14 protein-coding genes are annotated in these 14,698 nt (G+C 61.5%); 10 read left to right on the top strand and 4 right to left on the bottom strand.

Annotated features, from left to right (window positions below):
• Positions 1 to 151 precede the first annotated feature (151 nt).
• Both purM and purN read left to right on the top strand, forming a co-directional pair.
• A complete protein-coding gene (gene purM / locus EFD55_RS20535; protein WP_125846872.1) occupies positions 152 to 1,225 on the top strand; it encodes a phosphoribosylformylglycinamidine cyclo-ligase in 1,074 nt (357 codons plus the stop codon).
• Positions 1,222 to 1,893: a phosphoribosylglycinamide formyltransferase gene (gene purN, locus EFD55_RS20530; protein ID WP_125846871.1), complete on the top strand. Its 672-nt coding sequence runs from the start codon at positions 1,222 to 1,224 to the stop codon at positions 1,891 to 1,893. Before purM ends, purN begins: the two co-directional genes overlap by 4 nt.
• Here the strand turns inward: purN and EFD55_RS20525 are convergent.
• Positions 1,890 to 3,059, bottom strand: coding sequence for an alpha-D-ribose 1-methylphosphonate 5-triphosphate diphosphatase (locus EFD55_RS20525; protein WP_125846870.1), 1,170 nt, complete (start codon positions 3,057 to 3,059; stop codon positions 1,890 to 1,892). The two genes, purN and EFD55_RS20525, sit on opposite strands and share 4 nt — an antisense overlap.
• Positions 3,060 to 3,295: 236 nt before the next feature.
• On the opposite strand from EFD55_RS20525, the gene EFD55_RS20520 reads away from it, so the two are divergent.
• Positions 3,296 to 3,916 carry a PadR family transcriptional regulator gene (locus EFD55_RS20520; protein WP_125846940.1) on the top strand — a complete coding sequence of 207 codons (621 nt, stop codon included), beginning with the start codon at positions 3,296 to 3,298 and terminating at the stop codon, positions 3,914 to 3,916.
• Between the two features lie 5 nt (positions 3,917 to 3,921).
• Entirely contained in the window at positions 3,922 to 5,220 is a 1,299-nt protein-coding gene (locus tag EFD55_RS20515) for an FAD-dependent oxidoreductase (protein WP_125846869.1), read from the top strand.
• A gap of 69 nt (positions 5,221 to 5,289) precedes the next feature.
• Here EFD55_RS20515 and EFD55_RS20510 read toward each other — a convergent pair whose 3' ends face one another.
• Positions 5,290 to 5,880 (bottom strand): NUDIX domain-containing protein, encoded by a 591-nt coding sequence (locus EFD55_RS20510; protein WP_125846868.1) that lies wholly within the window; start codon positions 5,878 to 5,880, stop codon positions 5,290 to 5,292.
• Positions 5,877 to 8,081, bottom strand: a complete 2,205-nt coding sequence (locus tag EFD55_RS20505) for a molybdopterin-containing oxidoreductase family protein (protein ID WP_125846867.1) — start codon at positions 8,079 to 8,081, stop codon at positions 5,877 to 5,879. Before EFD55_RS20505 ends, EFD55_RS20510 begins: the two co-directional genes overlap by 4 nt.
• Positions 8,082 to 8,097: 16 nt before the next feature.
• Between EFD55_RS20505 and EFD55_RS20500 the strand changes: the two genes are divergently transcribed.
• Both EFD55_RS20500 and EFD55_RS20495 read left to right on the top strand, forming a co-directional pair.
• Positions 8,098 to 8,976, top strand: coding sequence for a 23S rRNA (adenine(2030)-N(6))-methyltransferase RlmJ (locus EFD55_RS20500; protein ID WP_125846866.1), 879 nt, complete (start codon positions 8,098 to 8,100; stop codon positions 8,974 to 8,976).
• 98 nt (positions 8,977 to 9,074) lie between these two features.
• A complete protein-coding gene (locus EFD55_RS20495; protein ID WP_125846865.1) occupies positions 9,075 to 9,671 on the top strand; it encodes a glutathione S-transferase in 597 nt (198 codons plus the stop codon).
• A 69-nt stretch (positions 9,672 to 9,740) separates the two neighbouring features.
• Here the strand turns inward: EFD55_RS20495 and EFD55_RS20490 are convergent, their stop codons facing one another.
• Positions 9,741 to 10,376 carry an outer membrane protein gene (locus EFD55_RS20490; protein ID WP_125846864.1) on the bottom strand — a complete coding sequence of 212 codons (636 nt, stop codon included), beginning with the start codon at positions 10,374 to 10,376 and terminating at the stop codon, positions 9,741 to 9,743.
• Between the two features lie 365 nt (positions 10,377 to 10,741).
• On the opposite strand from EFD55_RS20490, the gene EFD55_RS20485 reads away from it, so the two are divergent.
• The 4 genes from EFD55_RS20485 to moaD all read left to right on the top strand — a co-directional run bounded on the left by EFD55_RS20485 (position 10,742) and on the right by moaD (position 14,601).
• Positions 10,742 to 11,509, top strand: coding sequence for an SDR family oxidoreductase (locus tag EFD55_RS20485; RefSeq protein ID WP_125846863.1), 768 nt, complete (start codon positions 10,742 to 10,744; stop codon positions 11,507 to 11,509).
• Positions 11,506 to 13,545 carry an excinuclease ABC subunit UvrC gene (uvrC, locus tag EFD55_RS20480; protein ID WP_125846862.1) on the top strand — a complete coding sequence of 680 codons (2,040 nt, stop codon included), beginning with the start codon at positions 11,506 to 11,508 and terminating at the stop codon, positions 13,543 to 13,545. Before EFD55_RS20485 ends, uvrC begins: the two co-directional genes overlap by 4 nt.
• 214 nt (positions 13,546 to 13,759) lie before the next feature.
• Positions 13,760 to 14,350, top strand: a complete 591-nt coding sequence (pgsA, locus tag EFD55_RS20475) for a CDP-diacylglycerol--glycerol-3-phosphate 3-phosphatidyltransferase (protein ID WP_003587473.1) — start codon at positions 13,760 to 13,762, stop codon at positions 14,348 to 14,350.
• The gene (moaD, locus tag EFD55_RS20470) at positions 14,347 to 14,601 is read left to right on the top strand and encodes a molybdopterin converting factor subunit 1 (RefSeq protein ID WP_125846861.1); all 255 of its coding nucleotides are present in this window, start codon (positions 14,347 to 14,349) and stop codon (positions 14,599 to 14,601) included. Before pgsA ends, moaD begins: the two co-directional genes overlap by 4 nt.
• Positions 14,602 to 14,698 lie beyond the last annotated feature (97 nt).

The raw sequence follows: 14,698 nt of genomic DNA, 5'->3' as shown, positions 1-14,698 counted from the left end.
TGTTGCGCCAAATCCCGAAAAGGCTACGGGAAGACGCGGGAAATTGGGGGCTTTTCCCATGCAGCGCTTGCATAAACGCCCCTGTCATGCAATTGCGACCGGCAGATGACGCGGCATGTTAGCCGCACGAAAATAGCCATCGGAGACCAGCATGAGCCAGTCTGGGAAAAACGGCCTGACCTACAGCGATGCGGGCGTCGACATCGATGCCGGCAACCTCCTCGTCGAGAAGATCAAGCCGGCGGTGCGCTCGACGCGCCGCCCTGGCGCCGATGGCGAGATCGGCGGCTTCGGAGGGCTCTTCGACCTCAAGGCCGCGGGCTTTACCGATCCGGTTCTGGTTGCCGCCAATGACGGCGTCGGCACCAAGCTGAAGATTGCGATCGACGCGGACTACCACGACACCGTCGGCATCGACCTCGTCGCCATGTGTGTCAACGATCTCGTCGTGCAGGGCGCCGAGCCGCTGTTCTTTCTCGATTATTTCGCGACCGGCAAGCTCGATCCCGACCAGGGTGCGGCAATCGTCGGCGGCATCGCCGCCGGCTGCCGCGAGGCGGGCTGTGCGCTGATCGGCGGCGAAACGGCCGAAATGCCGGGCATGTATTCTTCCGGCGATTATGATCTGGCCGGTTTTGCCGTGGGCGCTGCCGAACGCGGCAAGCTCCTGCCATCAGGCGACATCGCCGAGGGTGACGTGATCCTCGGCCTCGCCTCCTCCGGCGTCCATTCCAACGGATTCTCGCTGGTGCGCAAGATCGTTTCGCTCTCCGGCCTCGGCTGGGATGCGCCGGCGCCATTTGCCGAAGGCAAGAGGCTCGGCGAAGCGCTGCTGGAGCCGACCCGCATCTATGTGAAGCCGCTCCTGAAGGCGATCCGCGAGACGGGAGCGCTAAAGGCACTTGCCCATATCACCGGCGGCGGCTTCCCGGAGAATATTCCGCGCGTGCTGCCGAAGCATCTGGCTGCGGAGATCGATCTTGCGGCCGTCAAAGTGCCGCCGGTCTTCTCGTGGCTCGCCAAGACGGGCGGTGTTGAAGCCAAGGAAATGCTGCGCACCTTCAACTGCGGCATCGGCATGATCGTCGTCGTCGCTGAAGAGAATGTCGCCGCGGTATCGACGGCTCTCGAAGCCGAGGGCGAGACGGTCGTCGCGCTCGGCCGCATGATTGCCCGCGACGAAGGCGCTGCCGGCACGGTTTACAAGGGTACGCTTGCCATATGAGCACGCCGCGCAAACGCGTCGTCGTCTTCATTTCGGGTGGCGGCTCCAACATGATGGCGCTGGTTGCGGCGGCGAAGGCAGCCGATTATCCGGCCGAGATCGTCGGCGTGATTTCCGACAAGGCCGATGCAGGCGGACTTGCCAAGGCTAATGCCGAAGGCATCGCCACCTTCGCCTTCCCGCGCAAGGACTATGCCAGCAAGGAAGCGCATGAGGCGGCGATCTTTTCGGCGCTCGACACGCTTTCCCCTGACATCCTTTGCCTCGCGGGCTACATGCGGCTGCTGACAGCAACCTTCATCCAGCGTTACGAAGGCCGGATGCTCAACATCCACCCTTCCCTGCTGCCGCTGTTTCCGGGCCTGCGCACCCATCAGCGCGCCATCGACGCCGGCATGCGGATCGCCGGCTGCACGGTGCATTTCGTCACCGAAGGCATGGATGAGGGGCCGACGATCGGCCAGGCGGCTGTACCAATTCTTTCCGGCGACACAGCCGATAGCCTGGCTGCCCGCGTGCTCACCGTCGAGCACCAGATCTATCCGCAAGCGCTGCGGCTCTTTGCCGAAGGTCGGGTGGCGATGGAAAGCGGCAAGGCCGTCGGCGCCGAGGCTTCAACCGTTGCGCCCAAGGCCCAACTGATTTCGCTGATCGGCGACCGCGCTTAGGCCGCCAGCGCCCGCAGCGGATGCAGCGTGCCGTCGCTATAGACGAAGCGCCCGGCGCGGAAGGTGGCGCGGATCCGGTGGACATCGCCGGGTTCGACCGCCACCAGGTCAGCTCGCTGGCCGATGGCGATCTCGCCGCGGTCCAGGAGGCCGGCGGAACGGGCCGCATTGCCGGTCGCCATGGCAACGGCGACCGGCAGACCGCCCTCCACCATGTCAGCAAGCTTGAAGATGCCGGGCACGAAGGCGGCCGGATGATAATCGGCGGCGATGACGCTGAGCAGTCCGGCCCTTGCCGCGTCGAGCGCGCTCAGATTGCCCGACATCGACTGGCCACGCAGCGCGTTCGGCGCGCCCATCAGCGTCCAGAGGCCGCGGCGGCGCGCCTCTTCCGCCGCGGGTGCGGTGACCGGAAACTCGCTGATGGTGACGCCGAGATCGTGCATTTCGGCGACTTTTTCGACACTGTCGTCGTCATGCGAGGCAAGCGACAGATCGTGCTTCAGCGACAACGCGACGATCTCCTTCAGCTTGGCCTCGATTTCGGGGTTGTTGCGCATGGCGATGCGCTTGGCGACGATCTCCGCCGCCATTTCCTCGGAGATGGCGCGGCGCTCGGAAATGCTGAGGATGTAGCTCTGCAGGTTGTTGTACTGGCCCTGGCCAGGCGTGTGGTCGGTCAGGGAGACCATGTCGATCTGGTCGGCATTGAGCAGGCGCTCGAGCGCGGGTGCGGCGCCGACATTGGTGATTTCATAGCGGGCATGGACGCGGTGGTCGATCAGCAGATTGTCGCGCAGGCGGTTGATGCCCTCGATCACGGCTGACGTCGTCTCCAGCGAGCGGACGTGGCCATAGACGCTTTCGGTCGCAAAGGAGACGGCGGCGAACGCCGTCGTGACACCGGCGGCAGCAAGCTTCTTGTCGAGCTCGTGAATACCGAAATCGATCGGCATATGCGCATTCGGTCGGGGTGCGATCTCGCGCTCGATCATGTCGCCATGCAGGTCGACGAATCCCGGCATCAGCAGCCGCCCACCGCCATCGATGGCGGCACCGGCGACCGGCTCCGGCCTGATCTCGGCGATGGCGCCATCTTCAACACGCACGGAACCTTCCCTCACCACCTCGTCCGGGAGAACGAGGGTGAAATTGCTGAGCCACATGGGCTTTCTCCTGACCGTATCCGATGATTAACAAGCCGCAGCGGATAGAACCGCTTCGTGACAGTCGTATGAAATTTTGAGTCCTATTACCTTAATGCGGAACCTGCGTTTGGGAAATGGTCCGACGCACCGGCGGCGGATTCATTGTCATCGATCCAGCCCGTACCTCCCAGCGGAACCAGCGATCTCGGACTGCAATATTGACTAGTTATAATCTAACTAGTAATTATATGACTATGACATCAATCAAACGATCTCCAATCGCGCTCGCTGTCCTTGCAATGCTGACGGAAGAGCCGCTGCATCCTTATCGCATGCAGCGCCTCATCAAGGAGCGCGGCAAGGACGAAGTGATCAATGTCACGCAGAGGGCGAGCCTTTATCAAACAATCCAGCGGCTCGAACGCGAGGGTTTGATCACTCCGCAGAAAACAGTCCGGGATGACAAGCGTCCAGAGCGCACGGTGTACGAGATAACCGAGAAGGGCCGCGACATCGCGCTGGACTGGATGCGGGCGATATTGTCGACCTTAACGCGGGAATATCCGGAATTCCCCGCAGCCATATCGTTTCTTCCTCTGCTTACGCCTGATGATGTGGCGAGCCAGCTTGAGCTCAGAGCAAAAGCCATCGAGTCGGAGCTTTGCCGCATCGACAATGCCCTCCAGGAAGCGCAGGCCGTTCCAAGGCTCTTCCTTCTGGAGATGGAATATCTCCGGGCGCTTCACGCAGCCGAATTGTCCTGGGTCAACAGTGTTGTCGGGGACCTGCGCGCCCAGCGCATCACCTGGACGGAAGAGTGGCTGAAGCAGATTGCCGCGAAGTTCTCCATCGATCCCAAATTTGACCAGGACTAACGACCATGAAGGTTTTGATTATCGGCGCCGGGACTGGCGGTTTGGCGCTCGCTCATCTGCTGAAGCAGGCTGGCGTTTGCATAGCGGTGTATGAGCGCGACCTCGCGCCGAACGCCGACACCGGTGGTTATCGCGTCGGCATCAGCCCGGCGGGAAGCCGAGCGCTGAAAGCCTGTATCCCCGGCGAACTCTACGATCTCTATGTCGCCACCTGCGCCAGGTCGCCGCGCTATTTCAACATGCTTACCGAACAGCTGGGCGAAGTGCTGAGTTTCGACATCGATGATGCGAGCCCGAACGCTCTCGATGGTGAAAAGAACGTCATTCGAAAGACGCTGAGGCGGGTTCTGCTCAGAGGACTTGAAGACGACGTCTTCTTCGGGAAGACGCTTGAAACTTACACAAACTTCGCCGACGGATCGGTCACCGCTTGCTTTCAGGATGGAAGCTTCGCGACAGGTGATGTCCTGGTGGGAGCTGATGGCACGCGTTCGGCTGTACGCAAGCAACGCCTGCCGGAAGCGCGTCTGGAAGACACGGGGATCATGTCGCTCGGGGGCAAAGTTCCTATGACGGTCGAGACGAAAGCTCTGCTGTCGGACAAAATGTTCAAAGGCATGTCGCTGATTATGGCGCCGATGGGCTTCGGCGCAATCATTCACTCGCTCGAGTTCGCCGATACGAGAAGCGACCCGGGTTTTGCCGCTCGTTGGCCGGATTTCGTCGAAGCACTCGACGAGGACAGCATCGGCTGGGGCCTATGGGGCGCCCGGCAGAATTTCCCGCGGGACCCGGCCGGCCTGAGCGGCGAACAATTGCGAGAGCTTGGCTTGGAGATCACCCGGGGCTGGCACCCGCACTTGCGCGCACTCATCCGCATGACGGCGCCCTCGACGATCCACGATGTCAAGATGAGGACCTCCGTCCCGCTGACGCCCTGGACGAGTTCGAATGTCACTCTGCTCGGTGACGCAGTCCATACGATGACACCTGGACGAGGCGCGGGTGCCAATACGGCGCTTCGCGATGCCGCTCTCCTTGGACGCATGCTGGTCGCAGCGGACCAGGGTCGAAAGCCGCTCGTCGAAGCCATACAGGCGTACGAAGTCGAGATGCTTCGCTACAGTACCGAAGCAGTCCAAGAATCGAAAAAGCAGATGGATGCCGGCGATCTGGCCCATCGGCCGATTGTCGGCAGAGTGCAACTCGCTGCGACGCGTGGCGTCATGCGCACCATCAATGCAATACCTGCACTAAAGCGGCGCGCCTTCCGGCAGATGATGCGAGTTCGCGGAGAAAACTAAGCCGGTCGCGGATCATGTCGATCCGCCCTGGAGGCAACTTGGCGAATTAGGTCTCGATCGCCTCACCCACTATCGAAGTTTGCTCTTGTTCAGCAGCGCCCATTGCAGCAGCATAATCGTCTTGGCGTCGAAGATTTCGCCGGTTTCGATCATCCGGGCGGCCTCGTCGAGCGGGATTTCGAGGACCTCGATATCCTCGTGTTCCTCGTCCAGGCCGCCGCCTTCCGCGACGCGGTCGGCGGTATCGATCAGGGCCGCGAAGTAATGGACGACTTCGGTGATGGCGCCCGGGGTGGAATAGGCTTTGAAGAGAAAGCGTGCCTCGCGCAGGCGATAACCGGTCTCCTCCATGGCCTCGCGGCGGATCGCCGCCTCGGGATGGTCGTCATCGAGAAGGCCGGCCGGTACCTCGATCATCCAGGCGGGATCGCCGTTGAGATGAACGGCCAGACGGAACTGGCGGACGAGAACGACGAGATCGCGCTTGGGATCATAGAGCAGGATGCAGGCGGCGGGCGTGCGGTGATAGACTTCGCGCTTTAGCCGCTGGGTCGCCCCCTTGCGGTCGATGTAGTCGAGCAAATAGCTGCTTAACCGCGTCCACCCGTTCGACAGCGTTTGCTCGCTGACGATCTTCACCCGTGATTTCGGCTGCATCATGCTGCGTCCCTGCGAAGCCAGACCTTGTTGTCGTGCACGGCCGCTCCGCCGTAGGGCGCGACCGGGTCGGCGCCGGTCAGCACGTTGATGCCCTCGCCGTCGACATGCGCCTTGTTCGGCCAGAGACCCTCGGCAATCAGCACGCCGGGTTTGACCTCATTGGTGACACGGGCATGGATGCGCAGATCGCCGCGGCCGTTGCCGATGCGGACGAGATCGCCATGGGCGATGCCGTTGGCTTCGGCGTCCGCCGGGTTGATCATCACCTCGGGGCGACCCTCTTTCTGACGAGAGGTCTTGGTCTCGGAAAAGCTCGAATTCAGGAAGTTGCGGGCGGGGGACGTGGCGAGACGGAAAGGATGCTCGGGATCGGTGACCTCGATGACATCGACCTGATCAGGAAAAGCCGGCAGCTCGGCATAGGGGCCGAGCGTGCCGACCGAAGCCGGGGGCTTGTTCGGCGCGGGATCGTTCACCCAGTCCGGCCGGAAATGGAACTTGCCGTCGGGATGGGCGAAGCCGTTCAGAAAATGCGCCTCCTCGAAGGCCGGCTGCCGATCGAACCATTTATGCTCGAGGAAATGGTCATAGTCCGGCAGGTCGCTTGCCGCCAGCAGGCGGTCGACCATCTCGCGCGCCGTGAAGCCGAAGCCAGGGCGATCGGCGACACCGAGACGTTTTGCCAGTTCTTCGATGACGAAGAGATTGGTGCGCACGGTCGGCGGCGGCTCGACGAGCTTTGGACCAAGCAGGATGTGGTTCTGGCCGCCAGCGCGGTAGATGTCGTCATGCTCAACGAACATGGTGGCGGGAATAACGATATCGGCCATGTCTGCCGTCTCGGTCATGAACTGCTCGTGGACGGCGACGAAGAGATCATCGCGGGCAAAGCCGCGCTTCACCAGTCGCTGTTCCGGCGCGATATTTGCCGGATTGGTGTTCTGGATCAGCATGGCCGTCACCGGTCCGCGATGGCGGAGTGCGACGGCATCGCCGGTCAGCGCACGGCCGATCTGCGACTGGTCGATCATGCGGATCTCGGCATCCTTCATCGACTTGCCCGTCAGCTCCGCGTTGTTCATGCGGAAGATATCGCTGTTCGAATGGAAGGCGCCGCCGCCCTCATATTGCCAGGAGCCGAGGACGGTGGCGATCGAGGCGGCCGCATGCATGGCGACCGCTCCGTTGCGCTGGCGGGTGAAGCCGTAGCCCAGGCGGAAGAAGGTCTTTTTCGTCGTGCCGACGAGACGGGCGAAGGCTTCGATCTCTTCTACCGACAGGCCGGTGATGTCAGCCGCCCATTGCGGCGTCTTCGTCTTCAGATGCGCTTCGAGACCAGCGGGATCGTCGGCAAATCTGGCCATATAGTCATGATCGGCGTAGCCGTCGCGGAAGGCGATGTGCATGACAGCGCAGGCAAGGGCCGCGTCGGTGCCGGGCCTGACGATAAGAGCCATGTCGGCCTGCTTCATCGTTGGATTGTCGTAGATGTCGATGACGACGATCTTCGCACCGCGCTCCTTGCGGGACTTGATGGCGTGGGTCATCACGTTGACCTGGGTCGAGACCGCGTTGGTGCCCCAGATGACGACGCAATCGGTCCGGCCCATCTCGCGCGGATCGGGGCCGCACAGCACGCCGGTCGCCATCGTGAAGCCGGTCCAGGCAGGGTTGGTGCAGATCGACGAGAAGAAACCGGAGTAACGCTTGGCATGACGCAGGCGATCGATAGAGTCGCGCTGCACCCAACCCATGGTGCCGGCATAGAAATAGGGCCATATGGCCTCGCTGCCGTCCCGTGCCTCGGCCTTCACGAAGGCCTCGGCGATCTCATCCAGCGCATCGTCCCAGGAAATCTGCTGCCACTGCCCTGCTCCCTTGGCGCCGGCACGGCGCAAGGGATGCATCAGGCGGTCGGGATGGTAGAGCCGCTCGGCATAACGGGCGACCTTGGCGCAGATGACGCCCGCGGTGTAGGAATGATCATTGGCGCCGCGTACGCGGCCAATGCGGCCGTCCTCTGAAATCTCAACCTCCAGCGCGCAGGTGGAGGGACAGTCGTGCGGACAGGCCGTGTGACCCACCCTCTTGTCCGGCTTCGGGGATTTGGCGGGAATGGGGGTCGCAATGTTCATGGCCTTTGTATATTGCAAGGCTTCCACGGCCAAAAGCCACAAAAACTGCCGATAACGCGAATTCATACGGACATCAGCGAAAATGAACTACCGCCACATCTATCATGCGGGCAATTTTGCCGATGTGCTGAAACATGCCGTGCTGGCGCGGCTGATCCGCTACATGCAGAAGAAGGACGGGGCATTCCGCGTGCTCGACACCCATGCCGGCATCGGGCTCTACGACCTTTCCTCCGAGGAAGCGCAAAAAACCGGCGAATGGCTTGACGGCATCGGTAAGCTGATGGAGGCGGAACTCGGGCTGCAGGTTTCCGAACTGCTCGAACCCTACCTCTCGGCCATCCGCGAACTCAATCCCGAAGGCGGCATCCGCTTCTACCCCGGATCGCCGAAGCTTGCGCGCATGCTGTTCCGGCCGCAGGACCGGTTGTCGGCGATGGAGCTGCATCCAGAGGATTTCGCCCGCCTGCACCGGCTGTTCGAGGGCGATCACCACGCCCGCATCACCGAGCTCGACGGCTGGCTGGCGCTTGGCGCGCATCTGCCGCCGAAGGAGAAGCGTGGCATCGTGCTCGTCGATCCGCCCTTCGAGGAGGAGGACGAATACGAGCGCCTGGCCAAGGGTCTGGAAAGAGCCTATCGCCGCTTTCCCGGCGGCACCTATTGCCTGTGGTATCCGCTAAAAAAGGGTGCGCCGGTCAAGGAATTCCACGAAATGCTGCAGGCGCTCGACATCCCGAAGATGCTCTGCGCCGAGCTCACCGTGCGCAGCGACCGCGGCATGACGGGGCTGACGGGCTCCGGCCTCATCATCGTCAATCCGCCCTTCACCCTGAAGGACGAGTTGCACCAAATGTTGCCGGCGCTGAAGGATCATATGGCGCAGGACCGCTTCGCCTCGCACCGCGCCTTCTGGCTGCGCGGGGAGAACAAGACGGTCAAGGACGATCCAGAATCTTGAAACGCGCATAACCCCGAAAATCGATTCCGATTTTCGGGGTTATGCGTTAGCTTCGGGAACAATCTGCGCCGCAAGTCCACAATCTCGTCAGGTGTCCCATGAAGCTCCTCTGCTCACCCGCCTCGCCCTATTCCAGCAAGGTGCGGATGGCCGCGCATTTTCTGGGCCTCGAGGTGAACGCGATCCGGGTCGATACCAACACCGGACCGGCGATCCTGGTGGACAACAATCCCCTCGGCAAAATCCCGACGCTGCTGACCGATGATGGAGCCTCGATATTCGACAGCGTGGCGATCATGCATTTTTTCGACCGGCTGACGAAGGGAGGGCTCTACCCTTCCAAGAAGGGCAAGCGCACGGATGCTGAGGTCCTGGAAGCGCTCTGCGACGGCATCTGCGACTGCCTGCTGGCGATCGTTTACGAGCGGCGCTTCCGAGACGAGGAAAAGGTCCATCAGCCCTGGATCGATCGCCAATGGAAGAAAGCGACGGCCGGGCTCGCTCACCTCGGCGCCAAGCCGCCGAAAACAGGCAAGAAGCTCAATGGCGGACATTTCGCCTTGGCCGCCACGCTTGATTATCTCGACCTGCGCTTCAAGGGCCAATGGGAAGCCGATCATGCGCCGTTGATCGAGTGGCTCGCGCAATTCGAAAAGAAATTCCCTGCCCATCGCGAGCTCAAAGCCAGCGCTTGACCCGAAGACGCGGACAGCAAAAAGCCGGGCGACGTGCCCGGCTTCTTTGTATTTGCATGTTCAGTCGGCTTAGAACTTGACGCCGATACCGAGCTTGACGCTGTTCTCGTCGTAACCGCGCGAGAAGCTGCCGGAGTCGAGGTTGTAGTCCTTGCTCTGGTAGTCCGTGTAGCGATATTCCAAGCGCGTCGTGATGTTGTTGGTCACGAAGGCTTCGACGCCGGCGCCGACCGTGTAGCCGTAGGCCGTCTTGCTCTCGGACGAGGTGTCGTCCGAAACCTTGACGTTGCCGAGGGCGAGACCAGCCGTGCCGTAGAGCAGGAAGGGGTTCATGTCGTAGCCGACGCGGCCACGCACGGAGCCATTCCAGCCATACTTGTTCTTGACGCCGCCCGAAGAGACGTCGTCGCCGCTGTAGCCGAGATCGGATTCAACGCCGTAGACGATCTGGCCCTGCTGCCAGTTGTAGCCGGTGAAGACCTGGCCGCCGAAACCGTAGGTGTGGCGGTCGGAACCGAAGTTACCCATGTTGTAGGTGCCGGCGCCGCCGAGGTAGAAGCCCTCCCAGTTGCCGGCGGGCTTGACCGGAGCGTCCTGGGCAACCGGCGCTTCCGGAACCTGGTCGACGGCATCAGCCGCCTGAGCTGCCGAAACGCCAGCAATCGCAAAAGCGGAGGCCATAAGGCCAGCAATGAGTACACGCATACTTTTCTCCTTTCAGTCCCGCGCCGCTTATCATCTGTCTCTCAGCGAAGCATTAGCGGGAAAATTGCCAGATGTCCCTTCCGGATCGAGACTGAAATTGGAACTGAAATGCGGATTTGAAAGAGCCAAATTGTGATATCATTGTGGCTGGCGCATGGCCGAAATTCGATGTTGCTTGCGAGCAACATACACTTCATTAACCCTACTGAAGGGTTAAACCAAAAATACTTATTTTAGGAAATCGCATTCTTAAATAATACATAGAATATCTCGCTCGCGTACGCAACGGTAGCGGCCTATTTATATAATCTCCGGCCGCCCCTATATAGTCTGCAGTCAGACTCGCGGCATCAGAAAGGAAGATTTTGAACCACAAAAGACTTCGCTCGGCCCTCGTAACAGGAGCCGCAAAAAGAATAGGCCGGGCAATCGCCGAAGACCTTGCTGCAAATGGATTTTCCGTCGCGATCCACGCGAACGGTTCCATCGGAGAGGCCGAAGAAGTGGCGGCGGAATTGCGGCGAAAAGGATTTAGCGCGGTCGCCATACGGGCCGACCTCACCGATGTCGGCGAGACAAGCGCGCTCGTCAAAAAGGCGTCGGAAGCGCTCGGCCCTCTCGATCTGCTCGTCAATAACGCCTCGATCTTTCGCCAGGATTCGGCGCGCAGCTTCGATGCGGAAGCGTGGGCGCAACATTTCGACATTCATGTACGGGCGCCTTCCATACTTGCCGCTGTTCTAGCCGAACAGCTGCCCCATGATGCGAGTGGGCTGATCGTCAACATCATCGACCAACGCGTCTGGGCGCTCAATCCGGGCTTCTATTCCTATACGCTTTCGAAGGCAGCACTTTGGACGGCGACGCAGACGATGGCGCAGACCTTCGCGCCGAAGCTGCGCGTCAATGCCATCGGCCCCGGCCCGACGGTGCGCAGCACACGGCAGTCGGAAGAGGACTTCCAGGCTCAGATCGACGGGCTTATCATGAAGGCGGGGCCGGGATTCGGCGAGTTCGGACGGACGGTCCGCTTTCTCTTCGATACGCCCTCGATCACCGGCCAGATGATTGCCCTCGACGGCGGCCAGCACCTTGCCTGGCAGACGCCCGATGTGGCGGAGATTACGGAATGAACGGACGAAAGCTGCCGGATGGCGGCGTTCTCTACGACGATACGGACGAGAGCGAAGACGATATCGAGGTGGAAGGCGATGTTTCCGCCTCGCCCCTTGCGGCAGCGGTCGACTGGAACGCAGGCAGCCTCAATGAGACCGGGCTGATCGGCGCGGAACTGATCGGTGAATTCGTTAAGCGGCTGCCGAACAGCCCCGGCGTCTACCGCATGTTCAATGCGGAAGGCGACGTGCTCTATGTCGGCAAGGCGCGCAGTCTGAAGAAGCGCGTCAACAACTATGCCGTCGGCCGCGTGCATTCCAACCGCATCGCCCAGATGGTGCGCCAGACGGCGAACATGGAATTCGTGACGACGCGCACGGAAACCGAAGCGCTGCTTCTGGAAGCGAATCTGATCAAGCGCTTACGGCCGCGCTTTAACGTGCTGCTGCGCGACGACAAATCCTTTCCTTATATCCTCATCACCGGGGATCACCGGGCGCCTGCCATTTTCAAACATCGCGGCGCAAGAGCGAGGAAGGGCGATTATTTCGGGCCTTTCGCTTCGGCCGGCGCGGTCGGGCGGACGATCAATTCACTGCAGCGCGCCTTCCTCATCCGCACCTGTACCGACAGCGTCTTCGAAACACGCACGCGCCCTTGCCTGCTCTATCAAATCAAGCGTTGTTCCGGGCCGTGCACGCACGAGGTCAGCGATGCGGGATACGCCGAGCTGGTGCAGGAGGCGAAGGACTTCCTGTCCGGCAAGAGCCAGAAGGTGAAGTCGCATATGGCCGAAGCCATGAACCAGGCGGCCGAGGACCTCGATTTCGAGCGGGCGGCGATCTATCGCGATCGCCTGGCGGCGCTTTCGCATGTGCAGAGCCACCAGGGCATCAATCCGGCCGGCGTCGAGGAAGCTGATGTTTTCGCCATTCATCACGAGGGCGGCATTTCCTGTATCCAGGTCTTCTTCTTCCGCACCGGCCAAAACTGGGGCAACCGCGCCTATTTCCCGAAGGCCGACCCGCAGCTTTCCAGCGCCGAAGTGCTGAATTCTTTCCTCGCGCAATTCTACGACGACAAGCCGGTGCCGAAGCAGATCATGCTGTCGGAGACGGTCGAGGAGCTGGAGCTGCTCGCTGCGGCGCTCAGCGAAAAGGCCGGCCACAAGGTTTCCATCCTCGTGCCGCAGCGCGGCGAGAAGCGCGACCTCGTCGATCACGTCGTCGGCAATGCGCGCGAGGCACATGGGCGAAAGCTTGCCGAGACGGCATCGCAGTCACGGCTGCTCGAAGGTTTCAAGGAGACGTTCGGGCTTTCCTATGCGCCGCAGCGCATCGAGATCTACGACAACTCGCATATCATGGGCACCAATGCCGTCGGCGGCATGGTGGTGGCGGGGCCGGAAGGCTTCGTGAAGAACCAGTACCGCAAGTTCAACATCAAATCGACCGACATTACCCCCGGCGACGACTTCGGCATGATGAAGGAGGTGATGACGCGGCGGTTCTCGCGGCTGATCAAGGAAGAAGGCATTCCGGATAGAACGGCGCAGCCGGTCGTGTCCGACGCTGCCGACATGCCCTTCCCCACGTGGCCCGACGTGATCCTGATCGACGGCGGTCAGGGGCAGATGACGGCGGTGCGCGCCATCCTCGCCGAACTCGGCATCACCGACAGCGTGACGGCGATCGGCATCGCCAAGGGCGTCGACCGCGATGCCGGGCGCGAGCGCTTCTTTCCGCCGGGACGCGAGAGTTTCACGCTGCCGCCGCGCGATCCGGTGCTCTACTTCATCCAGCGCATGCGCGACGAGGCGCACCGTTTCGCGATCGGCTCGCACCGGGCGCGGCGCAAGAAGGAAATGGTCAAGAACCCGCTCGACGAGATCGGCGGCATCGGTCCGTCGCGCAAGCGCGCGCTGCTTCAGCATTTCGGCACGGCGAAGGCGGTTTCGCGTGCCGCCCTGTCCGACCTGATGACGGTGGAAGGCATATCGGAGGCGGTTGCCAGGCAGGTCTACAACCATTTCCACGACGACGCCGCGAAATAACCGGCGTCCGTCGCAAATTCCACGCAAAGGCAGTGAAAAGACAGAAAGAATGTTGACGGTCTGCGGCCAAAGCCGTCATCTACCGCATCGGCCCGAAAATCGGACTCGATTTTCGGAAAGCACGATGCGTAGATTCAAAGTGTTACAGCGTCCTTTGCGTGTCTGAAAAGGCGCGCGGCGCTGTAGCGGCGCATCAATTCAGAGAAACGATCCCATGGCATCGCGTGCGTACAGCATCCCCAATCTTCTGACCTACGGCCGCATCCTCGCTGTGCCGCTGATCGTTCTCTGCTTCTTCATCGAGGGCAGGCTGTCGATCAGCAATACGGCGCGCTGGGTGGCGCTGTGGATCTTCGTCATCGCCTCGATCACCGACTTCCTCGACGGCTATCTCGCGCGCATCTGGAACCAGACGTCGAATATCGGCCGCATGCTCGATCCGATTGCCGACAAGCTGCTGGTCGCCTCGATCCTTCTGCTGGTCGCGGCCGACCAGACCATCGCCGGCTGGTCGATCTGGGCGGCGATCACCATTCTTTGCCGTGAGATCCTGGTTTCGGGACTGCGCGAATATCTGGCGGCGCTGAAGGTCAGCGTGCCGGTGACGCGGATCGCCAAGTGGAAGACGACGCTGCAGCTCGTCGCCATCGCCTTTCTGCTCGCAGGCCCGGCCGGCGACGAGATTTTCCCCTATACGACGCAGACCGGCATCGCCCTGCTGTGGATCGCGGCGCTGCTGACCATCTATACCGGCTACGACTATTTCCGCGCCGGGCTGAAACATATCGTGGATGACGAGGAATGACCCGGCTTGTCTATTTCGCATGGGTGCGCGAGCGCATCGGCAAGGGCGAGGAAGAAATCGACCTCCCCTCCTCCGTCGTCACCGTTGACGATCTCCTGAATCATTTGAAGACGCTGGGCGAAGAATATGAGACGGCGCTTCAATATCCCGAGGTGATCCGCGTGGCGCTCGACATGGAACATGTCGAGCATGACGAGCCGATCGGCGCCGCACGCGAGATCGGGATATTTCCGCCGATGACGGGGGGATGAGGCAGTGATGGTGGTGCCGTGTCGCTACCCCCCTCTGTCCTGCCGGACATCTCCCCCACAAGGAGGGAGATTGGCTGGCAGCACGAACTTCCCCAAA

The organism is Rhizobium pisi (genome assembly GCF_003938655.1).
Lineage (GTDB): Bacteria > Pseudomonadota > Alphaproteobacteria > Rhizobiales > Rhizobiaceae > Rhizobium > Rhizobium pisi.
This window is presented reverse-complemented; position numbering and strand designations above follow the sequence as displayed.

Excerpts from the sequence above, each read along its gene's own strand:
- uvrC (WP_125846862.1), top strand. The coding sequence starts at position 11,506 with ATGAACGGACGAAAGCTGCCGGATGGCGGCGTTCTCTACGACGATACG.
- EFD55_RS20490 (WP_125846864.1), bottom strand. The coding sequence starts at position 10,376 with ATGCGTGTACTCATTGCTGGCCTTATGGCCTCCGCTTTTGCGATTGCT.
- purN (WP_125846871.1), top strand. The coding sequence starts at position 1,222 with ATGAGCACGCCGCGCAAACGCGTCGTCGTCTTCATTTCGGGTGGCGGC.
- EFD55_RS20505 (WP_125846867.1), bottom strand. The coding sequence starts at position 8,081 with ATGAATTCGCGTTATCGGCAGTTTTTGTGGCTTTTGGCCGTGGAAGCC.
- pgsA (WP_003587473.1), top strand. The coding sequence starts at position 13,760 with ATGGCATCGCGTGCGTACAGCATCCCCAATCTTCTGACCTACGGCCGC.
- moaD (WP_125846861.1), top strand. The coding sequence starts at position 14,347 with ATGACCCGGCTTGTCTATTTCGCATGGGTGCGCGAGCGCATCGGCAAG.
- purM (WP_125846872.1), top strand. The coding sequence starts at position 152 with ATGAGCCAGTCTGGGAAAAACGGCCTGACCTACAGCGATGCGGGCGTC.
- EFD55_RS20500 (WP_125846866.1), top strand. The coding sequence starts at position 8,098 with ATGAACTACCGCCACATCTATCATGCGGGCAATTTTGCCGATGTGCTG.
- EFD55_RS20520 (WP_125846940.1), top strand. The coding sequence starts at position 3,296 with ATGACATCAATCAAACGATCTCCAATCGCGCTCGCTGTCCTTGCAATG.
- EFD55_RS20495 (WP_125846865.1), top strand. The coding sequence starts at position 9,075 with ATGAAGCTCCTCTGCTCACCCGCCTCGCCCTATTCCAGCAAGGTGCGG.
- EFD55_RS20510 (WP_125846868.1), bottom strand. The coding sequence starts at position 5,880 with ATGATGCAGCCGAAATCACGGGTGAAGATCGTCAGCGAGCAAACGCTG.
- EFD55_RS20515 (WP_125846869.1), top strand. The coding sequence starts at position 3,922 with ATGAAGGTTTTGATTATCGGCGCCGGGACTGGCGGTTTGGCGCTCGCT.
- EFD55_RS20525 (WP_125846870.1), bottom strand. The coding sequence starts at position 3,059 with ATGTGGCTCAGCAATTTCACCCTCGTTCTCCCGGACGAGGTGGTGAGG.